This is a genomic window from Saccharothrix syringae (genome assembly GCF_009498035.1).
GTDB lineage: Bacteria > Actinomycetota > Actinomycetes > Mycobacteriales > Pseudonocardiaceae > Actinosynnema > Actinosynnema syringae.
This window is the reverse complement of the sequence record NZ_CP034550.1, coordinates 24,322-47,671: the sequence shown is the minus strand read 5'-3', so window position 1 is coordinate 47,671 and position 23,350 is coordinate 24,322. Positions and strand designations below refer to the sequence as shown.

Here is a 23,350-nt window from a genome sequence, read left to right as displayed (position 1 = left end):
CGGTGGTTCAGTCGGGCCATGGCGAACCAACCGATCCTCGTCCTGGGCGCCACCGGCAGCACGGGCCGCCGGGTGGCCGACCAGCTCACCGCGGCCGGCCACCCGGTGCGTCGCGCGGCCCGGCACGGCGGCGACGTGCGCTTCGACTGGACCGACCCGACGACCTGGCCCCCGGCCCTGGACGGCGTCGGGAGCGCCTACCTGATGGCACCGCACGAGCTGCCGATCGACCCGGACTTCGTCACCCGGGCCGTCGAGCGCGGCGTCCGCAGGCTCGTGCTGCTCTCCAGCCGGGCGATCGAGGAAATGCGCGACGAACGCCTGCTCGCAGCGGAAGCCCTGGTCAAGGGCTCGACGGCGACCTGGACCGTCCTGCGGCCGGACTGGTTCAACCAGAACTTCGACGAGGGCTTCTTCCGCGACCCGGTCCTGGCCGGCGAGCTGGTGATGCCCTTCGGCGACCGGGAGCTGGGCTTCGTGGACGCCGACGACATCGCGGCGGTGGCCGTGCGGGCGCTGACCGAGGAGGGCCACCACGGCCGCACCTACGAGCTGACCGGCCCGGAAGTCCTGTCGTTCCCGGCGGCGCTGGCCCTGATCAGCGAGAGGACGAACACCCCCATCACCTACCGGGGCACGCCGGACGACTACCGCGCGGTGATCCCCGCCGAGGTGGCCGAGGCCCAGATCGCCGCCTGGGACGCCTACGGCGCCTCCACCGCGACCGACACCGTCGAGCGCGTCACGGGCCGGCCGGCCAAGGACTTCCGGCGGTACGTCGAGCAGGCGTGGGCGGCGGGGGCCTGGCGTCGGTGAGCGGTCGGCGTGGTGCGACGAGCCGCACGCGCCCCACCGGCCCGGCGAACCGCGCTAAGCCGACCGCGACGAGGTGCGCAGCCTGGTCAGCTCGGTCACGGCCCGCCGGCCGCGCCGGTCGAGTTCCGCGGCGTCGATCCAGCCGTTGGCGAAGCAGCGGTAGTCCTGCGCGAGCTTGACCAGTTCGGCCAGGTAGTCGGCCGAGCGGCGGCGGCGCTGCTCGTCGAACGCGGCGAGCAGCGGCAGCTGGGTGTCGACGACCTCGTCGATCATGCGGGCCGCGCGCAGCGCCCGCCTGGTGCGCCGGCGCTTCACCCCGAGCAGGTCCCCGACCACGTGCACCTCGCCGCCCCCCGTCGCGCCATCCCGTCGTTGCGTTGGTCGTGGCGTGGAGCCCGAGCGTTACCGGTTCGTTCTCCCACGCCCCCGCGTTCAACGGTATGGGGTCCACCGAGTGGTGGTGTCACCCACCCTCAGTGTTCTCAGCCTGGCCTTCAGCTCCGGCCCCACGTCGGGGTGGCTGCGCATGATCGGCAGCACGCTGGTGGTCAGCTTCAGCTCCCTGACCTGCCGCAACAACGTGAAACCCGGCCAGGTGACCACGTCGAACCCGTACTCGTCGGCCAGTTGCCGGTGCCACTCGGCCGGGTGACCGAACCGGGCGACGCCGATGGGCAGGGTGCTCAGGTCCCACTCGCGCGGCCCGATGCCGGTGGAGTCGAAGTCGCAGATCACCGGTCCGGACGGGCCGGGGATGAGGTTGCCCAGGTGCGCGTCGCCGTGCACCACGCCCGGTGGGAGCGCCGTGCGCAGGTCGGCCAGCCGCTCGGCCAGCTCGGCGGCCCGCTCCTCCAGGAACCGGCGGTCGTCGTCGGCCAGCTCCTCGGCGTCGGCGATCCGCCTGCGCACGTCGTCCAGCGGCGCCCACGCGGGCAGCTCGAAGCCGGGTTCGGGCAGCGAGTGCAGCGTGCGCAGCAGCCGCCCCAGGTCGCGGCCGTCGACCGGGCGGCCCGTGGCGGGCACCGTGTGCCAGACGGTGGCCAGGTGCTCGCCGACGGCCAGCGGCTGGTCGACCCCCTCGACCAGGCGCACGGCGGGCACGTCGTGGGCCGCGAGCCACCGCGCGACCTCGACCGCCTTGTGCGCGCGGTGGCGCAGGTTCATCGAGCCGACGATCCGCACCACGACCCGGTCGCCGGGCAGGTCGAACACGGCGTTGCTGGTGAACTTGACCAGCCGCGCGTCGCGGTGCGCGAACCCGAGCCGGTCGCACAGCCGCTGGAGCACGGAGGTCAGCGCGGCGCGGGTGAACCGGCCGTCCAGGGGCGCGCCGCGCGGGTCAGGCGGCGCTGTCGCTGCCGGTGAACCGGGCGACGCGTTCGGCGAGCTCGCGGGCATCGGGGTTGTTGCGGCGCTTCTCGGCCTCGCGCAGGAGCGGCTTCATCCGGTCCTTGGTGCGCACGGACTTGAGGCCCTCGGACAGCTCGATGGCCTGCCGGCCGAGGCGGGCGCCGTGGTCGATGTCGCCGTCGAGCAGGTGGTTGATCGACAGCGAGGTGAGGTTGAACGACCGGCTGCGGCTCATGTCCTCGCCGTAGCCGTTGATCGCCTTGGTCAGCGCGGGGATGGCGGTCCGCGTGTACTTGGCGTCGACCATCTGGGCCAGCTCGGTGTGGACGGTGCCGATCATGGCGGACAGGTCGTTGGCGTCGAAGAACTTGGCCCACGCGGGCGCCTCGGCGATGTTGGCGCGGGCGAACTCGTCGCGCGCCCGGCCGAGCAGCTTGAGCGTCTGGTCGTCGGAGCCCATCTTCGCGTAGGCCCACGCCTCGTTCGCGCACAGGATGCCGACGGCCAGTTCCGAACCGGAGTTCTGCGCGGCCAGCTGGCCGAGATGGAACACCTTCAGCGCGTCGTCCGGCGCGTTCTGGTGCAGGTAGACGCGGCCCATCCGGTAGAGGATGTTGGCGACCAGCTCTTCCTTCTTGCCCTGCTTGGCCAGGCCGAGCGCCTGCCCGAAGTGGTTGCGGGCCGAGTCGTACAGGCCCGTGTCGAACGAGGTCCAGCCGGCGAGGTTGTGCAGGTCGGCCAGTGCGACGTACAGGCGTTCCCGGACCAGGTCGGTGGCGTTGGCGCCCAGCATCTGCTGCCCCCACGACAGCTGGGCGACCACGGCGTCGCGGCACGAGCCGCCGCCGTACTGGTAGTCGAGCGTGCGGAGCGCTCGCGTGGCGGCTTCGACCTGTCGGACGTCGGTCATGCCGATGCGGCCGGGCGCCGGTGTCTGCGCGGGCGACGAAGCCCAAGACCCGGAGTCCGTGCCGAACACGGCCGCGCCCACGGTGATGGCGGCGGCGTGCGCGAGGAACTTCCTTCGCTTCACCGACTCGTCCTCCTCAGAATGGGGTGCCTCCGCCGTGGCGGCCACCCGCACTGCCGTGGCCTCGTCGTAGGCGAGGCCCATGTACCCCCTCGGGACACCCAGGCCCTGGGCGATCCGCGCGAGGACGTCGTAGGCCATGACCTGGCGTCCCTTGAGGATCTCCGAGACCTCGGACTGCGACTGGCCCGTCAGCGCCGCGATCTGGCGCTGCGACACGCCGTGCCGGCGGAGCAGCCGGTAGACCGTGCTGATCTCGCGCCTGGCCAGCGCGTCCCGCATCTCCTGCTGGTCCCAGACGTCTGGTGTAACAGGAGAGCTCTGCGAACCGATGGTGTTCAATTGCGCCCCCTCACAGTCCCTTGGGCGTCAACGGCAGAGTAGGGGACTCCCCCAACTGCGAGAAGTACCGATCGGCGAGGCTGATCGGCCCTGCCGAACTCCACTGACCGCTTACCGTGGATGGGCCACCGGCCAGCGCTGTGACGTCCCGATCCGGGTTGAATCATCGCAATCTGGGTTCCGGTAAGCGAGTGAGCACGGAGAGGAAACGTCGTGGAGCTGGTCGAGCGAACGAGGTCCACCACCGGTGGGCACGCGCCCGCCACCGCCGCGCCGGTTCCGCCCCTTGCTCCGGTGTCCGTCCAGGGGCTGTCCGACCACGGCTCCGGATGGCGCGGCACGACCGGGCAGCGCCACTGGTGGCGGGTTCGCTGCAGTGACGTGGTCGACCGGGAGCGCTGCCTCACCGTGCTGGTCGACCGGGGCCGCGTGGTCCTGGTCGGTCCGCCGGGCGAGACGGCGGTGCTGTCGGCCGACCAACTCGTACAGCTCAGGGCCGCGCTACGTGAGGCCGCCGAGCAGGCGGAAAGGTGACGGTGACGTTTCGGTGGACGAGATCCTCGGACAAGTTCTTCGCAACGCGGTGTGGGAACGGCTGGACCTGCTCACCGAGCTGGCCAACGAGGCCGACGCCCCGTCCCTCCTGTCGGTGGCCCGCTCCGAGCTCCCCCGGCTGACCGAGGGGTGGCGGGCCCTGCTCGCCGCGCACGAACCGGACCAGAAGGGCAACTGCCCCGAGTGCTCCGGCCGGTGGCGGCAGCAGAAGAGCCCCTGCTCGGTGTGGCGCGCCGCGTACGAGCACCTGGTCGCGGGCGGTTTGGCCCCGCGCCCGGCTCGGCACCTCCGCTCGGCGCCGGTGACCCCTCCTGTCACCCGGTCGCGCCGCGGGGTGGTGGCCCGAGCCCACTGACGGGCGGCCCCGACCTGTCGTTCCCCCGACGCGACGAGGTCGAGCACCCGCCTACTGGCCGGCGGTCCGGGACGTGCGAACCCCCGACCGCGACGAACGGACCGCCGGCCAGCCGAACTCCACAACCGAATCCAGACATCCGCGGGCCGGTGTTGTGCACACCTTCCCTCCCCGACCGGCACTGGTCCGCGGGCACCACGTCCGGCCCCTGTGTCCGCTCCTCCCGCGCGGGCACGGGGGCCGGTTCCACTTTTCACCCGATGCGGTGAACGTGCCGATCCGGTCGACGTCCGGGCCCCCGCGCCGCAACGGCCCACCACCGCAACCGATCACCCGGGGTCCGCTCGACCGGCCCGTCGTGCGCTTCGGCGCTCCGCGCGCCGGGGGATGCAACCGAATCGATCCCGCGGGAGTCAGCGCACCGAGCGGACCCGGCTCACCAGCGCGGCCGCGCACAGCGTGGCGACCGCCGAGGCCGCGAACAGCCCCCGGTAGCCGCCCAGCGCGCCGAGGGCGGCGGTGGCCAGCAGGGGCGCCACGACCTGCGGCAGCGAGTTGGCGATGTTGACCACGCCCAGGTCCTTGGCCCGGTCGGACGCGGCCGGCAGCACCTGGGTGAGCAGCGCCAGGGCGACCGCCCAGTACCCGCCGAAGCCGAGGCCGAGCAGCGGGGCGGCCACCAGGGCCGCCGGCCACGTCGGCCAGGCGACCAGCAGCAGCGCCGCCCCCGCCATCAGCCCGGTCGAGACCGGCACGTACGGCTTGCGGCGGCCGGTGCGGTCCGACCGGGCGCCGAACCAGGCCGCGCCCGCGACCAGCGCCACGCCGTAGAGCAGCATCAGCACCAGCAGGCCGTCCTCGGGTGCCGGGTGGCCCACCTCGTCGTCCAGGAAGTACAGCAGGTAGAGCGTGCCGAGCGCGTTGCCCAGGTTGACCATGAAGTGCGCGGCCCACGCCCACGCGAAGTCCGGGTGGGCGCGCGGCGACACCCACAGCTCGCGCCACCGCAGCGCCGGCCGGTCGGCGCGGCGCAGCCTCGCGTCCGGGGTGGCCAGCACGAACACCAGCGCGCCCGCCACCACCGCGGCCGCGCACGCCAGGTAGCCCGCGGGCAGGCCGGTGACCAGCACGGTCACCACGACCGCGCCCAGCACCGTGCCGAGCATCTGGGACACGCCCACCAGCCCGCCGACCTTGGCCCGCTGCCGCACGGGCACCCGGTCGGGTACGGCGGAGGTCAGCGACGCGAGCATCCCGTTCAGCCCGGCCTGCACCAGGCACCACCCGGTCACCACGGCCGCGACCGTGGTCGCCGAGGCGAGCACCGCGAGGCCGAGCGCGCCGAGCAGGGCGCCCGCCAGCGTCCACGGGTGCCGCCTGCCGAACCGGGACGTGGTGCGGTCCGAGGCCAGCCCGGCCAGCGGGTTCGCCAGCAGCGCCACCACCGCGCCCACCCCGGTGACCAGCCCGAACACCGCCTCCTTGGCACCGGCGTCGAGCAGTTCGGCCTGGCGCGGCAGCAGCACCTGGATCGGCGCGTAGATCCCGAGCCACAGCCCGAGGTTGGCCAGGAACAGCAAGCCCATCCACGACCGGCGGACCGGGGCGACCGGCTCGGCCAGCGCCTCCGCGGTCACCGCCCGATCCGATCGCGGTACCAGTGGAAGGACGCGCGCGGGGTGCGGGCCTGCGTCTCGTAGTCCACGTGCACCAGGCCGAACCGCTGCGAGTAGCCGGAGTCCCACTCGAAGTTGTCCAGCAGCGACCAGACGAAGTACCCGCGCACGCCCGCCTCCAGCGCGGCCGTGACGTGCGCGTCCAGGTACTCGATGCGGGCGGTGTCGGCCGGGGAGTGCTCGTAGCTGCACCCGCTCTCGGTCACGTACACGGGCGGCATGTCGACAAAGCGATTTCGCAATGAAGCGACCACCTCGGTCAGCCCCGAGGGCACGACCGGCCAGCCGAACCCGGTCCTCGGGTGCTCGGTGATCTCCACCAGCTCGAACGGCAGCGGGTTGCCCGGCGACGGCGCGCGCAGCCGGGTGGGGTTGTAGTAGTTCACCCCGTAGAAGTCGAGCGGCGCGGCGGTGGTCGCCAGGTCGCCGTCCCGGACCGGCAGGCGGTCCGCCAGCCAGTCGGGGTAGCGGCCGGCCAGCAGCGGGTCGGCGAACAGCCAGTTGTGCAGGTCGGAGTACGCGGCGGCGGCCCCGGCGTCCTCGGGCGAGGCGGGCCACGCGGGCGTGTGGTTGTTGGCCGTGCCCACGGCGCGCGCCCCCGCGGCGCGCAGCGCTCCCACGGCCAGGCCGTGGGCCAGGTTGAGGTGGTGGGCGGCCGGCAGGGCGTCGAACAGCAGCGCCTTGCCCGGCGCGTGCTGCCCGGTCGCGTACCCGAGCAGGGTGACCATCGCCGGTTCGTTGACCGGGATCCACAGCGCCACCCGGTCGGCCAGCCGCCGCGCGACGACCGCCGCGTACTCGGCGAACCGGTGCGCGGTGGCGCGGTCGAGCCACCCGCCGCCCTCCTCGACCGACACCGGCGTGTCCCAGTGGTACAGCGTGGCGACCGGCGCGATGCCCGCGTCGAGCAGCTCGTCCACCAACCGGTCGTAGAACCCCAGGTCACCGGCCAGCACGCGGGGCCAGGACACGGAGAACCGGTAGGCGTTGACGCCCAGCGCGCGCATCAGCGCGACGTCCTCGCGGTAGCGGTGGTAGTGGTCGCAGGCCACCGAGGCGTCCTGCCCCCCGAACGCCGGGAACGCGTCCCAGACCGACGGCTGCCTGCCCGCGGCGGTGAACGCGCCCTCGATCTGGAAGGCGGAGGTCGACACGCCCCAGAGGAAGTCACCCGGGAGGGTCATGCGCACCTCGCAAACGTGAAAGAGGTTCGGATCGTAGGCGTGTTGCGCCGTGAAGTGAAGTGCGGAGGCCCGCAAGCGGGCACTATGGGAGACCCGCAGCCCATTCCAGCAGGAGTCGCCGTGACCAGTTCGACCCCACTGCGCCGCCAACCGGTGCAGCAGCGCAGCGCCAAGCGCGTCGAGCGGATGCTCGAAGCCTGCGCCCAGCTCATCGAGGAGGTCGGCTACGACGGGGTGACAACAACGCTGATCGCCGAGCGCGCGGGCGTGGCGGTCGGTTCGCTCTACCAGTTCTTCCCGGACAAGCGGGCCGTCGTGCAGGCGCTGACCCTGCGCAACCTGGAGAAGTTCATCCAGACCGTGGACGGCCGGTTCACCTCCACCACGCTGGAGCACTGGTGGGACGCCGTCGACTCGATCTTCGACGTGTACGTCCAGATGCACCGCGAGGTGCCCGCCTTCTCCAAGCTGCACTTCGGCGACGTGGTCGACATGCGGCTGCTGGACGACCGGCGGGACAACAACACGGTCATCTCCGACCGCATCGCGGAGATGATCTCGGCGAAGTTCGCCATCCCGTTCGAGGAGATCCAGCTGCCGATCTCCATCGCGGTCGAGGCGGCGGACGGCGTGCTCAACCTCGCCTTCCGCCGGGACGCCGCGGGCGACCCGAGGATCCTGGACGAGGCCAAGGCCCTGGTCCGGGGCTACCTGTCGACCAGGATGCCGGGCTAGCCGGACACCCGGTCAGCCGAACGCCCCGTCAGCCGAAGCACTGCCCCTCGCCCCGGTAGGTGGGCACGGTCCGCTCGACCGCGTCACCGCGCACCAGGTGGTAGTGCGTGAACCGCTCGGCCGGCTCGCCGGCCTTGGCGTGCCGCAGCCACACGCGGTCGCCCGGGCGCAGCGAGTCGGCCGCCCGGCCCACCACCGGGGTCTGCACCTCGCCCGCCCCCTCCAGCGGCAGCAGCTTCAGCCCCACCGGCAGGTACGGGCTGGGCAGCCGGTCGGGGGTGCCCGTGCCGGACGCGACGTAGCCGCCCGCGAACAGGGTGGCCACCCCGCGCGCCGGGCGGCGCACCACGGGCAGCGCGAACAGCACCGCGGGCCGCGGCCGGAACCCCCGGTACCCGTCGAACAGGGTCGGCCCGACCAGCCCGGACCCGGCCGCCAGCTCGGTCACCGCCGGGTCGGCGCCGGTGACCTCCAGGCTGCCCGTGCCGCCGCCGTTGACGAACTCCAGCTCGGCCACCCGCCGCACCGCCGCCACCGCGGCACCGCGGCGCTCCACCAGCTCGGCGGCCGAGCGGCGCTGCACCCACCGCAGCACCGCGCCGCGCACCGGCCGCCCCGGCGGGCGGTCGCCCAGCCCGGCGATCTGCCCCTCGTACGCCATCACCCCGACCAGCCGGAACCCCGGCCGGCGCGCGATCGCCGCGGCCAGCTCGCCGGCGTCCCGGGCGGTGTGCACCGGCGACCGCCGCGGCCCGACGTGCAGGCCGGGCGCCGGTCGCCACGACACGTCCAGCTCCAGGCACACCCGGATCGGCGGGTGGTGGGCGCCCAGGGCGGCCCGCACCACGTCCAGGTGCTCGACCGAGTCGACCACGATCGTCACCCGCCCGCGCGCCCGCTCGTCGGCGGCCAGCCGCCGCAGCGCGCCGTGGTCGACGGTCGGGTAGGCCACCAGCAGGTCGTCGGACAGGTCGTGGTCCGACAGCCACAGCGCCTCGGCCAGCGAGTAGCACATCACGCCCGCGTAGCCGGGCCGGTCGAGCACGCGCTCCAGCAGCGCGCGCACCCGCACGGACTTGCTGGCCACCCGGATCGGCAGGCCGCCCGCGCGGCGCACGAGGTCGTCCGCGTTGCCGTCGAAGGCGTCGAGGTCGACGATCGCGAACGGCGGGTCGTGCTCCTTCGTCGCGGTGTCGAGGCGCGTGCGCATGGGCTCACCGTACTTGAAAGGTGAAAGCGTTTCACCTACCGTCTTCCCCGGAGGTGGGCCTTGGGCACCCCGTGGACCAACTGGGCGCGCACCGCGTCCGCGACCCCGCACCGGGTCGAGCGGCCGACGAGCGCCGACGAGCTGGCCGAGGTGGTCGCGACCGCCTCCAGCGTGCGCCCGCGCGGCAGCGGGCACTCGTTCAACGACATCGCCGTCGCGCCGGGCACGGCCCTGGACCTGGTGGGCTGGACCGGCATCGCCGACGTGTCCGGCACCCTGGTCACGGTGCGCGCCGGCACCACGCTGCGCCAGTTGAACGCCCTGCTCGACGTGCTCGGCCTGGCCCTGGCCAACCTCGGCGACATCGACGCCCAGACCGTCGCCGGCGCCATCTCCACCGGCACCCACGGCACCGGCGCGGCGCTGGGCGGCCTGGCCACGCAGGTCGCCGCCCTGGAGCTGGTCCTCGCGGACGGCACCACCGCCCGCTGCTCCGCCGAGCAGGACCCCGACCTGTTCCACGCCGCCCGCGTGGGCCTGGGCGCGCTCGGCGTGATCAGCACCGTGACGCTGCGGTGCGTGCCCGCGTTCGTGCTGCACGCCAGGGAGTCCCCGGCCCGCCTGGACGCGGTGCTCGACGGGTTCGACCACCTCACCGCCACCGAGGACCACGTCGAGTTCCACTGGTTCCCGCACGGCGACCGGGTCATCCTCAAGCGCAACAACCGCGTCGACGAGCCGCCCGCCCCGCTCTCCGCGGCCCGCCGGTTCTACGAGTACGAGGTCGTGGAGAACGGCGCCTTCGGCCTGGTCTGCCGCCTGGCGCGGGCCGTGCCGGCCACCACGAGGTCGCTGAACCGGCTCTGCGGCTCGCTGGTCTCCGAGCGCGTCTACCGGGACGTCTCGCACCGCGTCTTCGTCACCCCGCGCCGGGTCCGCTTCGTGGAGACCGAGTACGCCGTCCCCCGCGCCGCCCTGCACGACGTGCTGCGCGAGCTGCGCACCGCGATCCCGCGGCTCGCCCACGGCGTCATCGTCCCGATCGAGGTCCGGGTGGCCCGGGCCGACGACATCTGGCTGTCCACCGCGCAGGGCCGCGACACCGCCTACGTCGCCGTCCACCAGTACCTGGGCATGCCGTACCGGGAGTACTTCGACACCTTCGAGCGAATCGCGCGGGCCGCGGGCGGGCGCCCCCACTGGGGCAAGATGCACACCCGCACCGCCGAGGACCTGCGCGGCGACTACCCGCACCTCGACGACTTCCGCCGGCTGCGCGCCCGCCTGGACCCGACCGGCAAGTTCACCAACGCCTACCTGGACCGCGTGCTGGGCCCGAACGCGTCGGCCACCGGCACGTCCCCGGAGATCAGCTCGTAGGTGCGCCGCACCGTGCCCGGCCGGTCGAGCAGCGCCACCACGACCGCCGCCACGTCACCGCGCGGCACCGACCCGCGCAGGCGCCGCTCGGACACCTCGACCAACCCGGTCGGCTCGTCGTCGGTCAGCCGCCCCGGCCGCAGGATCGTCCAGTCCAGGTCGCGTTCCCGCAGGTCGTCCTCCGCCTCGCCCTTGGCGCGCAGGTAGGCGTCGAACACCTCGTCACCGGTGGTGCCACCGACGTTCCCGCTGCTGATCTGCACGAACCGCCGCACCCCGGCGGCCTCCGCCGCGGCCGCCACCAGCACCGCGGCGCCCCGGTCGACGGTGTCCTTGCGGGCGATCCCGCTGCCGGGCCCGGCGCCCGCCGCGAACAGCACGGCGTCCGCGCCCCCCAGGTGTCGCGCGACCGAGGCGGCGTCGGCCGCCTCCAGGTCGCAGAGGACGGGGTCACCACCCGCGTCCCGCACGTCGGCGAAGTGCCCGGGGTCGCGCACCAGCGCCGTGGCGCCGTCCCCCCGCGCGGCCAGCAGCCGCTGCACCCGCAACGCGATCTTCCCGTGCCCACCCGCGATGGCTACCCGCATGGTGGAGACGCTAGATCAGGACGCGGTGGCCAGCACCCGCTCGTAGACCAGCTCGTTCACCCATCGGGTGGTCGCGGTGTCCTCGACCGGCACCGTCTCGTTGCGCCCGGCCACGTCGGTGCTCAGCTCCCGCTCCTCGTCGGCGAGCAGGACCGAGACGCCGTACCGACGCACCCGCGCCAGGCAGTTCGCCAGGTAGTCGTGCGTGAAGGCCACCGAGGACGGCAGCACGACCGCCGCGTTGCCGAACCGCGCGAACGGCACCGCCGAGGCCAGCGCGGTCCGCCAGTGCCGGGCCACCGCCAGCACGCCCACGATCCGGACCGCCGCCGGCGGCACCCGCCCGTCCATCTCCGGCCACACCCAGGTGGACACGGTGGCCCGGTCCGACTCGGGACCGGCGCCCAGGCACACGCGCTCGGCGTGCGCGTCGGCCAGCAGCTCGGCGACGACGATCACGCGACGCCCCATCAGGACCATCTCGGGCAGCACCACGCCGTGCCAGCCGAGGCGCACCGCCGCGGCGGCGGCCAGCTCCTCGGCGGAACCGGGCAGTTCGGGAACGGGGATCGCGGTGGCCGACAGCGCCCTGGTGTTGTCGGTGTCCGCGATCCGTGCTGGGGTGCTGCTCACGCCAGGGCCTCCTCGGCAACCACGGCGGGTGGTCCGCCGCGTTTCGACTCGTGCTCTGGATAAGGCGTACCAGGTGACCCCTGCCCCGCTCGCGGCTCCGCCGGGCTCCTGCGATCGGCGGCGTCGACCGATCGGTGACCGGTCGACGGCGGCGCGGGCGACTTCGGTCCGGCGGTGCTGCCGTCCGGGTGACCCCGAGGCGCCGCGGACCTGGAAAGTCATGCTCAGAGTGTGCGTGCGACGCCTGGAGTACCCGGCGCCGAGGGGGTGAAACCCGCATCGCCCCGCACTTCACCGACCGCTCGCCGCGCCAAAACGACCGACCACCCCACCAGGCGGTCCCGCACCGCCAGCCCGGGTGACCCAGCTCACACCAGCCAACCGCACCAGCCCCACCCGCACCACCCCTACTCGCGGCGCAGGGGTCGGCGAATGTCGAACTCGGGGGTCGCGGGCGTTCGACACGAGGGGGCTGGAGGTTCGACTCGCGGGTCTTGAGGGCGTGGCACGTCGGGGTCAGAGGGAGGCCAGCGAGGCGCGCACGCGTTCGACGTCCTCGTCGCGCCCCTGCTCGCGGTACATCTCCAGCGCCTCCCGCCAGGCGGTGCGAGCGCGGTCGACCTCGCCCAGGCCGGCGCGGCACCGGCCGATGCAGTCCAGGGCGCCGGCCATCTCGTAGGTGTTGCCCAGCTCCCGGTTCAGGTCGAGGGCCCGCTCGTGGTGCACGACCGCGTCGCCCCAGCGCCCGGCCTCGCGCTCCACGTACCCGAGGCTGTCCAGGACGGCCGCCTCGCCCTCCCGGTCCCGGTGGGCGCGGTAGAGGTCCAGCGCGGCCCGGCAGTGCTCGCGGGCCCGCCCGTGCTCGCCGAGCCGCGCCCGGTACCACCCCACGGCGTTGAGCGCGTCCGCCTCCCGGACCGGGTCGTCCAGCTCCCGCGAGATGCGCAGCGCCTCGGTGACGTGCTCCAGCGCCTTGCGGTCGTCCCCGCGCCGGGCCCAGGTCCAGGCCATCGCGTGGTGCACCAGCGACTGGTTGGGCAGGTCGCCGGCCGCCAGCCCCAGCGCCCGCCCCTGGTGCCCGATCGCCTCCTCGTACCGCCCCACCTCGGCGTACGCCCGCCCCAGGTGCCGGTGGGCGAGCCCCTCCTCGACCGCGCCGGGTGCGGCGGCCAGGCCGACGTGCCAGCTCTCCAGCTCCTCCCGCCGGTGCCCCCGCCGGTAGTGGAACGTCGTCAGCGCCCAGGCCAGGTGCCACGCGGCCCGCCGCCACCCCCGCCCCGAGGCGACCTGCTGGGCGGCCAGCAGGCAGGCGTGCTCGGCCTCGAACCACCGCAGCGCCGCCGCGGTGTCGCCCAGCTCCTCCACCCGGCCCGCCGGCGCGTCCACGTCCACCGCCTGCCGGTGCGGGTACAGCAGCCGGTCGGCCGCGTGCGCCGTGTGCCGGTAGAAGTCCACCACCCGCCGCACCGCGGCGTCCCGCCCGCCTGCGGGGAGCGACCCGGCCCGCTCCACCGCGTACCGCCTGATCAGGTCGTGCATCCGGTACCGGCCCCGCGCGTCGGAGGTCACCAGCGAGGCGTTCTCCAGCCCCGCCAGCAGCTCCCGGGCCCGCTCCACCGGCACGCCCAGCAGCTCCGCGGCCGCCGCCGGCCCGACGTCCGGCCCCGGCGCGATCCCCAGCAGGGCGAACGCGGTCGCCTGCGCCGCCTCCAGCGCCGCGCAGGACCAGGACAGCACCGCGGGCAGGCTCGCCGCCGGGTCGGAGTCGTCCAGCGCGTCGAGCCCGGCCTCCCGCAGCTCCCGGACGAACGCGGACAGCGGGAACCCCGGGTAAGTGTCCACGCGACCGGCCACGATGCCCAGCGCCAGCGGGAACCCGCCGCAGAACCCGATCAGCTCACCCACCGCGGCGGGCTCGGCGTCCACCCGCGCCGCGCCCAGCCGGGCGGCCAGCAGCGCGCGGGCCTCCCGGTCGGACAGCACGTCCAGCGGCAGGTGCCCGACCGACCCGCTCCCGCCCAGCCCGGTCATCCGCACCCGGCTGGTCACCACCACCGCGCACGTGCCGCTCCCCGGCAGCAGCGGCCGGACCTGGTCGGCGTCGGCGGCGTTGTCCAGCACCACCAGCATCCGCCTGCCCGCCACCAGCTCCCGGAACAGCGCCTCCTGCGCGCGCACGTCGTAGGGCACCCGGCCGGGGTCCACGCCCAGCGCGTCCAGGAACCCCCGCACCGCCGTGGCGGGCGGCATGGGTTCACCCTCCGGGCTGAACCCGCGCAGGTCGACGAACAGCTGCCCGTCCGGGAAGCGGTCCGCCCGCCGGTGGGCCCAGTGCAGCGCCAACCAGGTCTTGCCCACGCCGCCGGCACCGCCGATGGCCGAGATCACCACCGCGCCGCCGGCGGCGGCACCCACCGCCGCGTCCAGCCGGGCCAGCTCCTCGACGCGCCCGGTGAACGCCCTGGGCGGCGCGGGCAGCTGCCGGGGCACCGGGCCCGCGCCGACCGACCCGCCGCCGCGGACCCGCTCGTGCAGCTCCCGCAGCTCGACCCCGGGATCGGTGCCCAGCTCCTCGGCCAGCCGCTCCCGCAACCGCTCGTAGGCCGCCAGCGCCTCGGCGCGCCGCCCCGAGCGGTCCAGCGCGAGCACCAGCCGCCCCACCAGCCGCTCGTCCAGCGGGTCCGCCGCGACCCGCGCCACCAGCCCGGGGAGCACCTCCTCGTGCCGGCCCAGCCGCAGGGCCACCTCGACCCGGGCCGCGTCGGCCGCGGACCGCTCGCGCGCCAGCGCCTCGCGCACCGCGACCGCCCAGGGCGTGCCCAGCCCCTCGAACGCCTCGCCGCGCCACAACCCCGAAGCCCGCTCCAGCAACTCCGAAGCCCGCTCGTCGCCCTCGGCGCGGGCCCGTTCCACCAGTCGCCGGAACAGGTGCAGGTCCACCCGCTCGGGCTCGACGACCAGCACGTACCCGCCCGCGCGCCGCCGGATCTCCACTCCGGCCCGCCGCAGCCGGGACACGTAGCTGCTCAGCACCTGCCTGGCCCGGTGCGGCGGTCGGTCGGCCCAGACCCGCGCCACCAGCCGCTCGGCGGTGACCGGCCGGTTGGCCTCCACCAGCAGCGCCGCCAGCACGCACTGCTGCCGCGCGTGCCCGACGTCCACCGGCTCGCCGCCGACCAGGGCCCCGACCCGGCCCAGGACCCGGAACTCCACCGCCATCAGCACCTTCCCGCGGGCACCCGCCACCGGCGGCCCATCAGTACCCCGACCCGCCCCCACCCGGCACCGCCGACCGGCCGAGCCGCGCGCCGCCGGCACCCCGGGTCCGGTCGGCACGCCGGCCGCCCATCGGCCGCGCTGCGCCACCCCGAAGCGGAGTAACGCTAATCACACCGCTCACACACGTACCGGCGACGCAAGCCCTCCACCGTCGTCCGGAACACGAACGGACGCGTCCGAATAGCTGACACCAGGCACGATCCGCCGCACCGGTGCCCCGGCGGGACCGGACGGGGGCGCCCCGCGCGGAAAGATCCAGATCAACGACCCGGAAGGGGAAAAGGGGCGCAAAAAAGCACCGGGGCCCCGACATTTCGGGGCCCCGGTGCTACTGGTGGGCGAGGGGGGAGTTGAACCCCCACGTCCTTTCGGACACACGGACCTGAACCGTGCGCGTCTGCCATTCCGCCACTCGCCCGGAGCGACGGGAGGAACACTAGCACGCCTTCGCGCCGACTTACCAATCGCCCCGTGTACCGGCACGTCACCCCGGATACGATCGGAGGGAGAAGTCGACCGAGTCGGAGGGTTGCCGTGGGCCTCGTACAGCGCTTCGAGCGCCGTCTCGAAGGCATCGTGGGCAACACCTTCGCACGTGTGTTCGGCGGCAACGTCGTCCCGCAGGAAGTGGCCCAGGCACTGCAGCGGGAGGCGGAGGGCAACATCCGCGAGTTGGCGGGTGGCAGGCTGCTCGCGCCGAACCACTTCAAGGTCCTGCTGGGTCCGCAGGACCACGATCGGCTTGCCGGGGACGGCCAGGATGAACTACGCATCACCCAGCTTCTGGGGGACTCCATCCGGGAGCACCTCGAAGAGAGCGGATGGGATACCTATGGTGACGTCGTAGTCTCCCTGGAGCGCTCCGACGCGCTGCACACCGGACAGTTCCGAACCAGCTCGTCCGTCGACCCCGACGTGAAAGTTGCCAGCCGACGGTCAGCACCACCTCGCACTGCAGGAGACGGATCCATGAGCCAGCCTCCCGGCTACGGACAAGGACAGGGCCAGCCCGGCTACGACCCCTACGCGCAGGGCGGCTACGGCCAGCAGCACGGCTACGACCAGCAGCAGGGTTACGGCCAGCAGCCCGCCCCCGGCGGTTACGACCAGGGGTACGGCCAGCAGGGCTACGACCAGGGCTACGGCCAGCAGCCCGCGCCCGCCGGCTACGACCAGGGCTACGGGCAGCAGCCCGGGTACGACCAGGGGTACGGCCAGCAGCCCGCCCCCGGCGGTTACGACCAGGGGTACGGCCAGCAGGGCTACGACCAGGGCTACGGCCAGCAGGGTTACGGCCAGCAGGGCTACGACCAGGGGTACGGCCAGCAGCAGGGCTACGACCAGGGCTACGGGCAGCAGGGCTACGGCCAGCAGCCCGGCTACGACCAGGGCTACGCCCCGCCGGCGGTCCAGGCCGGTCCCCGCCAGCTGAACGCCACGCTGCACCTGGACGACGGCTCGAACCGCACCTACAACCTCAAGCAGGGCGGCAACGTGGTCGGCCGCGGCCAGGAGGCCGACTTCCGGCTCCCCGACACCGGGGTCTCCAGGAGGCACCTGGAGATCACCTGGGACGGGCACAGTGCCATGCTCGCTGATCTCGGTTCGACAAACGGCACCACGGTGAACGGCACGCCAGTGCAGACTTGGCAGCTCGCGGAGGGCGACGTCGTCCGCATCGGCCACTCGTCACTGGTCTTCCGCACCCAGGGCTGATCGGTCGAGCGGGGCGCGTCGACCGACGCGGGACGAGCGCCGACCGGCGCCGGACCGTCGTCGAGCGGCGCCCGGTGGCGTCGACCCGGCGCCGGGGGCGTCGACCGGCGCGGGATCGGCGTCGATCCGGCGTGCCGGGTTCGGCGTGGAGTTCGGCCGGACCGGGCAGGCGGGTCCGGCGTGGCGTGACGGCACTCAAGTCAGGAGCGGTTACAACCGGTGCCAGAGCTGGTGATGCAGCTGACCAGAGCGGGTTTCCTCATCCTGCTCTGGTTGTTCGTGTTGGCTGCGCTTCGAGTGGTCCGCTCCGACCTGTACGCGGCGTCGGGGTTGCGCGTGCCCACGCCGAAGTTCGGCCGGGGTGAGAAGAAGGCCCCCAAGGGCGGTGCGAAGGCCGCCCGGCAGCTCGTCGTCACGCACGGCGCGCTGGCGGGCACCCGGATCTCGCTGGACGGCAGGCCGATCCTGATCGGCCGCGCCGACGACTCCACGCTCGTGCTGGACGACGATTTCGCGTCGACCCGGCACGCGCGGTTGTCGCTGCGCGGCACCGACTGGTTCGTGGAGGACCTGGGCTCCACGAACGGCACCTACCTGGACCGGGCGAAAGTCACGACCCCGCTGCGGGTTCCGCTCGGCTCCCCGATCCGAATCGGCAAAACCGTGATCGAGCTGCGCTCATGACCCTCGTCCTCCGATACGCCGCCCGCAGCGACCGGGGCCTGGTGCGCTCCAACAACCAGGACTCCGTGTACGCCGGTCCGCGCCTGCTCGCGCTCGCCGACGGCATGGGCGGCCACGCCGCGGGCGAGGTCGCCAGCAAGGTCGTCATCGCGGCCCTGGCCCCGCTCGACGACGACGAGCCGGGCGACGACCTGCTCGGCCAGCTGCGGGACGCGGTGATCGCCGGCAACGGCGCGATCTCCGAGCTGGTGCAGAGCGACCCCGACCTGGACGGCATGGGCACCACGCTCACCGCCGTGCTGTTCGCGGGCACGCGGCTGGGCATGGTGCACATCGGCGACTCCCGCGCGTACATGCTGCGCAACGGGGTGTTCACGCAGATCACGCACGACGACACGTTCGTGCAGTCGCTGATCGACGAGGGCCGGATCACCGAGGAGGAGGCGGCCACGCACCCGCAGCGGTCGCTGCTGCTGCGCGCGCTGACCGGCCACGAGGTGGAGCCGAGGCTGATGGTGCGGGAGGCCCGGCCGGGCGACCGCTACCTGCTGTGCTCGGACGGCCTGTCCGGCGTGGTCAGCATGGAGACGCTGGATGAGGCCATCCGCATCCCGGACCCGCAGGCGTGCGCGGACCGGATGATCGAGCTGGCGCTCAAGGGCGGCGGCCCCGACAACGTGACGGTCGTCGTCGCCGACGTGGTCGACGTCGACTTCGGGGACGACGCGCCGATAGTGGGCGGCGCCGCCGGCGACGGCAGCGAGGACCCGCCACCCCCCGACTCGCCCGCCTCGCGGGCGAGTTCCATCACCGGGCCCAGGCCCGCGCCCCAGCGGGTGGAGCCGCCGCAGCAGCCGCCGCCCCCGCCCGCCAGGGCGCGCGGCGCGAAGCTGAAGGCGCTCGCCCTGGTGGTGTTCCTGCTGCTCATGCTCGTGGCGGCCGGCCTGGCCACCCGCTGGTACGTGCTGCGGCAGTACTACGTCGGCGTGGGCCAGAACAACGAGATCTCGGTGTTCCGCGGCGTCACCGGCAGCGTCCTCGGCTTCGACCTGCACCGGCTGGAGGAGGGCTCCTGCCCGCCGGGCGCGTACGCGTGCGAGCCGATCACCGTCGACGACCTGAAGGTCTCCGCCCGCGACGTGGTGCGCAACGGCATCACCGACGTGGACGGCCTGGAGGGCGCGCGGGAGACGATCCGGATGCTGCGCACCGAGCACACGCTCCAGCTCTGCCCGCCGGAGGGCACCGCGACGGCGACGACCACCACCCCGGCACCGTCGCCGGGGAACACGGGCACCGCGGCGACGACGACCACGTCCGCGGACCCGTCGGCCGGCCAGGCGCAGCCGCCGCCGACCACCACCACCGAGGGCACGCCCCTCACCACGCCCGTGCCGAAGCCGGGCACGGATTGCCGAAAGGGTCAGTAGTCGATGGGTTCGCCGGTCCCCGGCGCGGAGGGCACACCTCTCGCGGCGAACAACTCGGCGGCGACCAGCACGTCGCCCGGTCTGAGTCCGCCCACGAGACGGGGCACCGAACTCTTCATGCTCGCCTTCGCCGCCGTGCTGGTGACGGGCGCGCTCATCCTGGTCGAGGCCAACCAGGAAAAAGAGCTGACCATGCGGATCGTGTGGTTGGGCCTGGCCTACCTGGGGCTGCTGACCGTCGCGCACCTGGCGGTGCGCCGGTGGGCGCCCTACGCGGACCCGGTGATCCTGCCGTGCGTGGCGCTGCTCAACGGCCTGGGCCTGGTCATGATCCACCGGATCGACCTGGCCATGGCCGACGTGAAGATGCCGAACGGCGAGACGTGGGACCCGGCCGCGTCCAAGCAGGTGCTGTGGACGGCCATCGCGGTCGTGCTGTTCTGCACGGTGCTCAAGGTGCTCTCCGACCACCGGACGCTGGCCCGCTACGGCTACACCTTCGGCTTCGCCGGCCTGGTGGCGCTGCTGCTGCCCGGTGTGCTGCCGAGCTTCATCGCGCCCGAGATCAACGGCGCGAAGATCTGGCTGAGCTTCGGCGCGTTCTCCATCCAGCCGGGTGAGTTCGCCAAGATCCTGCTGATGGTGTTCTTCGCCGCGTTCCTGGTCTCCAAGCGCGACCTGTTCACCATCGCCGGCCGCCGGGTGATCGGCCTGGACCTGCCGCGCGCCCGCGACCTGGGCCCGCTGCTGGCCGCGTGGGCCGTGGTGGTGTCGATCATGGTGCTGCAGAAGGACCTGGGCTCGTCGCTGCTGTTCTTCGGCATCGTGCTGGTGCTGCTGTACGTGGCGACCGAGCGCGCCGCGTGGGTCGTGGTGGGCGTGGTGCTGTTCTCCGGCGCCGCGGTGCTGGCCTGGCGGATCTTCGGCCACGTGCAGGTCCGCGTGCAGAACTGGCTGGACCCGTTCGTCGACCCCTACGGCGCGGGCCACCAGATCCTCCAGTCGCTGTTCGGCCTGGGCACCGGCGGCCTGTTCGGCGCGGGCCTGGGCGGCGGGCGGCCGGACGAGATCCCCGAGGCCAACACCGACTTCATCACCGCCGTCATCGGCGAGGAGCTGGGCTTCGTCGGCCTGTCCGCGGTGCTGCTGCTCTACACCGTGTTCGCGCTGCGCGGCCTGCGCAACGCGCTGGCCGTGCGCGACACGTTCGGCAAGCTGCTCGGCGGCGGCCTGGCGTTCGCGGTGGCGTTCCAGATCTTCATCGTCGTCGGCGGCGTGACCAAGCTGATCCCGATGACCGGCATCACCGCGCCGTTCCTGTCCAAGGGCGGTTCGTCGCTGCTGGCCAACTACATCCTGGTCGCGCTGCTGCTGCGCATCTCCAACGCGGCGCGCGCGCCCAAGAGCACGCCGAAGCCGCGGCAGCAGCAGCCGGCGATCGCCGACCAGTTCACTGTGATGGTGGAGCGTCCCCGATGAACACACCGCTCCGCCGGGTCGGCATGGCGATGATGGCGATGATCCTGCTGCTGCTGGGCAACGCCACGTACGTGCAGGTCATCAAGGCCGACGACTACCGCAAGAACCCGCTCAACCAGCGGGTGGTGCTGGACCAGTACTCGCGCGAGCGCGGCCAGATCATCGCCGCCGACGGCACCCCGCTGGCCGCGGTGCAGAAGACCGACGACCGGCTGGAGTACCTGCGCACCTACGCCAACGGCCCGGTCTTCGCGCCGGTCACCGGGTACTTCTCGTTCATCTACGGCGCGGGCGGCCTGGAGCGCGCCGAGGACGACCTGCTCAACGGCTCGGACGACCGGCTGTTCGCGCGCCGCGTGTCGGACATGATCACCGGCCGCGACCCCAAGGGCGGCAGCGTCCAGCTGACCGTCGACGCCAAGCTCCAGCAGGTGGCCTACGACCAGCTGGCGAGCCAGGGCCTGACCGGCACGGTGGTGGCCATCCGGCCGCAGACCGGCGAGGTGCTGGCCATGGCCAGCACCCCCTCCTACGACCCGAACCTGCTCGCCACCCACGACGGTGACGCGCAGGAGGAGTCCTGGCAGGCGCTCACCACCGACGAGTCCGAGCCGATGCTCAACCGCGCGGTGCACCAGATCTACCCGCCCGGTTCGACGTTCAAGCTGGTGGTGGCCGCGGCGGCGCTGGCCGAGGGCAAGACCAAGGACAGCGAGGTCGACGGCCGGCCGTCGATCACCCTGCCGGGCACGAACACCCAGCTGCCCAACTTCAACGACACCATCTGCGGCAACGGCACCACGGCCACCCTCCAGGAGGCGCTGGCCAAGTCGTGCAACACGGCGTTCGCGGTGCTGGCCAACGAGCTGGGCGCGGACAAGCTGCGCGACCAGGCGGCCAAGTTCGGCATCGGCGAGCAGGACCTGGCCATCCCGCTGTCGGTGGTGCCGTCCACGATCGGCCCGATCGAGGACAAGCCGTCGCTGTACCAGACGGGCATCGGCCAGAAGGACGTCCGGGTGACGCCGATGGCCAACGCGGTGCTGGCCGCGACCATCGCCAACGGCGGCGTGCGGATGCAGCCGCACCTGGTGCAGAAGATCCTCGCGCCCGACCTCCAGGCGATCAGCGAGACCGAGCCGGACGAGGTCGACGAGGCCATGGAGCCGGAGCACGCCCGTGCGCTGCGCGACATGATGGTCGAGTCGGAGAAGAACACCTCCGGCGGCGGCAAGCTCAACGGCGTGACCATCGCGTCCAAGACCGGCACCGCCGAGCACGGCGTGGACGTGAGCAAGACCAGGCCGCACGCCTGGTACGTGGCGTTCGCGCCCGCCGAGGAGCCGCAGATCGCGATCGCGGTGATCGTGGAGAACGGCGGCCAGGCGGGCCAGCTCGCCACCGGTGGCCGGGTGGCCGCGCCGATCGGCCGCGCGGTCATCGGCGCCTACCTCGGGGGACGCTGATGCTGACCTCCGGCCAGTTGCTCGCCCAGCGGTACCGCCTGGGCAGGCGGATCGCCGTCGGCGGCATGGGCGAGGTCTGGGAGGCCGACGACACCCGGCTCGACCGCCGGGTCGCGGTGAAGGTGCTGAAGGCCGAGCTGAGCGGCGACCCGCAGTTCCTGGAGCGGTTCCGCACCGAGGCGCGCACGACCGCGTCGCTCAACCACCCGGGCATCGCCGCGGTGCACGACTACGGCGAGACCGCGTCGATCCCGGACGGCCCGGAGGACACCGCCTACCTGGTGATGGAGCTGGTCGAGGGCGAGCCGCTGGCGGCGATCATCGCCCGCGGCAGGCTGGGCGCCGACCGCACGCTCGACCTGCTGGAGCAGGCGGGCAACGCGCTGCAGGCCGCGCACGAGCGGGGCCTGGTGCACCGGGACGTGAAGCCGGGCAACATCCTGGTGACGCCCGAGGGCAAGGTGAAGGTCACCGACTTCGGCATCGCCAAGGCGGCCGACGCGGCGCCGGTGACCAACAGCGGCATGGTGATGGGCACCGCCCACTACATCGCGCCCGAGCAGGCCCTGGGCCACGCCGCCGAGCCCGCCTCGGACGTGTACGCGCTGGCCGTGTGCGGTTACGAGTGCCTGACCGGGCACCGGCCGTTCCTGTCGGAGAACGCGGTGACGGTGGCGATGATGCACATCCGCGACATCGCGCCGCCGCTGCCGCCGGACGTGCCGCCGGGCCCGCGCGCGCTGATCGAGGCGACCCTGGTCAAGGACCCGCGGCAGCGCTACCGCAACGGCGGCGAGTTCGCCGCGGCGGTGGGCGCGGTGCGGGCCGGCCAGCCGCTGCCCGCGCCGTCGGGGCTCGCGATGGCCGTGGGCGCCGCGCCGATGGCGCCGCCGCCGCTGCCGCCCCAGCACACCCACCCGGGCATGCCGGTGGTCACCCCGGGGTCCCTCCCGGGGGTCCAACCGGTCCCACCGGGGGTGAACAGTCCGCACACGGGCGCTTTCGGTCCGTTGCCACCCGGCGCGGCACCACCGGGGCGCAACCGGGCCGTGTTGTGGGTTATGGTCGCTGTGCTGGTGGTCGCGCTGCTGGTGCTCGGCGTGCTCTTCCTGCGCTGGGCGTTGCGCGGTGAGCAGGTGTCCGGGGGAGCGAGCCAGGGCACCGACACCACGACCACGCGCCGGCTCGACGCCGCCACCGATCGGCTCCCCGACGGATCGACGGTGGTGGTCGCGAAGTCGGACTACGTCGGCCGGCCGGTCGGCGAGGTCGCGCGGGAGCTGTCCGCCGAGCGCCTGGTGCCCGAGGTGCACTCCGTCGACGGGGGCGCGCCGCGGGACGAGGGGCGGTGCTCGGTGTCGGACGTCCGGCCGACCGGCGAGGTTGCGATCGGCTCACGGGTGATGGTGACGTGTGTGCCGGGGTGAGCACGCAGCGGTACGA

General features: G+C 73.6%; 20 protein-coding genes and 1 tRNA gene. 11 read left to right on the top strand and 10 right to left on the bottom strand.

The genetic code is table 11. The annotated features are described in order from the left end of the window. The first annotated feature begins 18 nt into the window (after positions 1 to 18). Positions 19 to 816: an NmrA family NAD(P)-binding protein gene (locus EKG83_RS00210; RefSeq protein WP_033428150.1), complete on the top strand. Its 798-nt coding sequence runs from the start codon at positions 19 to 21 to the stop codon at positions 814 to 816. A gap of 54 nt (positions 817 to 870) precedes the next feature. Here the strand turns inward: EKG83_RS00210 and EKG83_RS00205 are convergent, their stop codons facing one another. The 3 genes from EKG83_RS00205 to EKG83_RS00195 form a co-directional block, all read right to left on the bottom strand. Then, entirely contained in the window at positions 871 to 1,158 is a 288-nt protein-coding gene (locus EKG83_RS00205; protein ID WP_228122463.1) for a hypothetical protein, read from the bottom strand. A 90-nt stretch (positions 1,159 to 1,248) separates the two neighbouring features. Then, positions 1,249 to 2,139 (bottom strand): phosphotransferase family protein, encoded by an 891-nt coding sequence (locus EKG83_RS00200; RefSeq protein ID WP_033428678.1) that lies wholly within the window; start codon positions 2,137 to 2,139, stop codon positions 1,249 to 1,251. A gap of 16 nt (positions 2,140 to 2,155) precedes the next feature. Next, positions 2,156 to 3,478, bottom strand: coding sequence for a helix-turn-helix domain-containing protein (locus EKG83_RS00195; protein ID WP_228122998.1), 1,323 nt, complete (start codon positions 3,476 to 3,478; stop codon positions 2,156 to 2,158). A gap of 273 nt (positions 3,479 to 3,751) precedes the next feature. On the opposite strand from EKG83_RS00195, the gene EKG83_RS00190 reads away from it, so the two are divergent. Continuing rightward, positions 3,752 to 4,072 (top strand): hypothetical protein, encoded by a 321-nt coding sequence (locus EKG83_RS00190; RefSeq protein WP_033428152.1) that lies wholly within the window; start codon positions 3,752 to 3,754, stop codon positions 4,070 to 4,072. Between the two features lie 13 nt (positions 4,073 to 4,085). Continuing rightward, the gene (locus tag EKG83_RS00185; protein WP_033428153.1) at positions 4,086 to 4,448 is read left to right on the top strand and encodes a hypothetical protein; all 363 of its coding nucleotides are present in this window, start codon (positions 4,086 to 4,088) and stop codon (positions 4,446 to 4,448) included. 413 nt (positions 4,449 to 4,861) lie between these two features. Here EKG83_RS00185 and EKG83_RS00180 read toward each other — a convergent pair whose 3' ends face one another. Together EKG83_RS00180 and EKG83_RS00175 are read right to left on the bottom strand one after the other, a co-directional pair. After that, a complete protein-coding gene (locus EKG83_RS00180; RefSeq protein WP_084716061.1) occupies positions 4,862 to 6,034 on the bottom strand; it encodes an MFS transporter in 1,173 nt (390 codons plus the stop codon). 47 nt (positions 6,035 to 6,081) lie between these two features. Beyond that, on the bottom strand, positions 6,082 to 7,308 hold the full coding sequence (locus EKG83_RS00175; RefSeq protein ID WP_033428155.1) for a glycoside hydrolase family 1 protein: 1,227 nt from the start codon (positions 7,306 to 7,308) through the stop codon (positions 6,082 to 6,084). Between the two features lie 120 nt (positions 7,309 to 7,428). Here EKG83_RS00175 and EKG83_RS00170 point away from each other — a divergent pair, with 120 nt between their 5' ends. Beyond that, complete coding sequence (locus tag EKG83_RS00170; protein ID WP_228122461.1) at positions 7,429 to 8,043, top strand: TetR/AcrR family transcriptional regulator; 615 nt, start codon at positions 7,429 to 7,431, stop codon at positions 8,041 to 8,043. A gap of 28 nt (positions 8,044 to 8,071) precedes the next feature. Here EKG83_RS00170 and EKG83_RS00165 read toward each other — a convergent pair whose 3' ends face one another. Continuing rightward, on the bottom strand, positions 8,072 to 9,253 hold the full coding sequence (locus EKG83_RS00165) for an amino acid deaminase/aldolase (RefSeq protein ID WP_033428156.1): 1,182 nt from the start codon (positions 9,251 to 9,253) through the stop codon (positions 8,072 to 8,074). A 60-nt stretch (positions 9,254 to 9,313) separates the two neighbouring features. Here EKG83_RS00165 and EKG83_RS00160 point away from each other — a divergent pair, with 60 nt between their 5' ends. Next, positions 9,314 to 10,633, top strand: a complete 1,320-nt coding sequence (locus tag EKG83_RS00160) for a D-arabinono-1,4-lactone oxidase (protein ID WP_051764565.1) — start codon at positions 9,314 to 9,316, stop codon at positions 10,631 to 10,633. On the opposite strand, the gene EKG83_RS00155 is transcribed toward EKG83_RS00160, so the two are convergent. The 4 genes from EKG83_RS00155 to EKG83_RS00140 all read right to left on the bottom strand — a co-directional run bounded on the left by EKG83_RS00155 (position 10,567) and on the right by EKG83_RS00140 (position 15,550). Beyond that, the gene (locus tag EKG83_RS00155; RefSeq protein ID WP_033428157.1) at positions 10,567 to 11,220 is read right to left on the bottom strand and encodes an NAD(P)H-binding protein; all 654 of its coding nucleotides are present in this window, start codon (positions 11,218 to 11,220) and stop codon (positions 10,567 to 10,569) included. The genes EKG83_RS00160 and EKG83_RS00155 overlap by 67 nt on opposite strands. A 15-nt stretch (positions 11,221 to 11,235) precedes the next feature. After that, positions 11,236 to 11,853 (bottom strand): hypothetical protein, encoded by a 618-nt coding sequence (locus EKG83_RS00150; protein WP_033428158.1) that lies wholly within the window; start codon positions 11,851 to 11,853, stop codon positions 11,236 to 11,238. Positions 11,854 to 12,369: 516 nt separating this feature from the next. Further along, complete coding sequence (locus EKG83_RS00145) at positions 12,370 to 15,072, bottom strand: AfsR/SARP family transcriptional regulator (RefSeq protein ID WP_033428681.1); 2,703 nt, start codon at positions 15,070 to 15,072, stop codon at positions 12,370 to 12,372. Positions 15,073 to 15,464: 392 nt separating this feature from the next. Beyond that, positions 15,465 to 15,550: transfer RNA gene (locus EKG83_RS00140), tRNA-Leu, on the bottom strand. Between the two features lie 116 nt (positions 15,551 to 15,666). Here EKG83_RS00140 and EKG83_RS00135 point away from each other — a divergent pair. The 6 genes from EKG83_RS00135 (at position 15,667) to EKG83_RS00110 (ending at position 23,334) form a co-directional block, all read left to right on the top strand. Beyond that, a complete protein-coding gene (locus EKG83_RS00135; RefSeq protein WP_033428159.1) occupies positions 15,667 to 16,848 on the top strand; it encodes a DUF3662 and FHA domain-containing protein in 1,182 nt (393 codons plus the stop codon). Positions 16,849 to 17,067: 219 nt separating this feature from the next. Then, complete coding sequence (locus tag EKG83_RS00130) at positions 17,068 to 17,532, top strand: FHA domain-containing protein FhaB/FipA (protein ID WP_033428160.1); 465 nt, start codon at positions 17,068 to 17,070, stop codon at positions 17,530 to 17,532. Next, complete coding sequence (locus EKG83_RS00125; protein ID WP_033428161.1) at positions 17,529 to 18,962, top strand: PP2C family protein-serine/threonine phosphatase; 1,434 nt, start codon at positions 17,529 to 17,531, stop codon at positions 18,960 to 18,962. The genes EKG83_RS00130 and EKG83_RS00125 overlap by 4 nt, the downstream gene beginning before the upstream one ends. A 3-nt stretch (positions 18,963 to 18,965) precedes the next feature. After that, entirely contained in the window at positions 18,966 to 20,441 is a 1,476-nt protein-coding gene (locus EKG83_RS00120) for an FtsW/RodA/SpoVE family cell cycle protein (RefSeq protein ID WP_033428162.1), read from the top strand. Beyond that, positions 20,438 to 21,907, top strand: a complete 1,470-nt coding sequence (locus EKG83_RS00115; protein WP_033428163.1) for a peptidoglycan D,D-transpeptidase FtsI family protein — start codon at positions 20,438 to 20,440, stop codon at positions 21,905 to 21,907. The genes EKG83_RS00120 and EKG83_RS00115 overlap by 4 nt, the downstream gene beginning before the upstream one ends. Continuing rightward, positions 21,907 to 23,334, top strand: a complete 1,428-nt coding sequence (locus tag EKG83_RS00110) for a serine/threonine-protein kinase (RefSeq protein WP_033428164.1) — start codon at positions 21,907 to 21,909, stop codon at positions 23,332 to 23,334. The genes EKG83_RS00115 and EKG83_RS00110 overlap by 1 nt, the downstream gene beginning before the upstream one ends. Positions 23,335 to 23,350 lie beyond the last annotated feature (16 nt).

Excerpts from the sequence above, each read along its gene's own strand:
- EKG83_RS00210 (WP_033428150.1), top strand. The coding sequence starts at position 19 with ATGGCGAACCAACCGATCCTCGTCCTGGGCGCCACCGGCAGCACGGGC.
- EKG83_RS00195 (WP_228122998.1), bottom strand. The coding sequence starts at position 3,478 with ATGCGGGACGCGCTGGCCAGGCGCGAGATCAGCACGGTCTACCGGCTG.
- EKG83_RS00180 (WP_084716061.1), bottom strand. The coding sequence starts at position 6,034 with ATGGGCTTGCTGTTCCTGGCCAACCTCGGGCTGTGGCTCGGGATCTAC.
- EKG83_RS00175 (WP_033428155.1), bottom strand. The coding sequence starts at position 7,308 with ATGACCCTCCCGGGTGACTTCCTCTGGGGCGTGTCGACCTCCGCCTTC.
- EKG83_RS00165 (WP_033428156.1), bottom strand. The coding sequence starts at position 9,253 with ATGCGCACGCGCCTCGACACCGCGACGAAGGAGCACGACCCGCCGTTC.
- EKG83_RS00155 (WP_033428157.1), bottom strand. The coding sequence starts at position 11,220 with ATGCGGGTAGCCATCGCGGGTGGGCACGGGAAGATCGCGTTGCGGGTG.
- EKG83_RS00145 (WP_033428681.1), bottom strand. The coding sequence starts at position 15,072 with ATGGCGGTGGAGTTCCGGGTCCTGGGCCGGGTCGGGGCCCTGGTCGGC.
- EKG83_RS00125 (WP_033428161.1), top strand. The coding sequence starts at position 17,529 with ATGACCCTCGTCCTCCGATACGCCGCCCGCAGCGACCGGGGCCTGGTG.
- EKG83_RS00120 (WP_033428162.1), top strand. The coding sequence starts at position 18,966 with ATGGGTTCGCCGGTCCCCGGCGCGGAGGGCACACCTCTCGCGGCGAAC.
- EKG83_RS00115 (WP_033428163.1), top strand. The coding sequence starts at position 20,438 with ATGAACACACCGCTCCGCCGGGTCGGCATGGCGATGATGGCGATGATC.
- EKG83_RS00110 (WP_033428164.1), top strand. The coding sequence starts at position 21,907 with ATGCTGACCTCCGGCCAGTTGCTCGCCCAGCGGTACCGCCTGGGCAGG.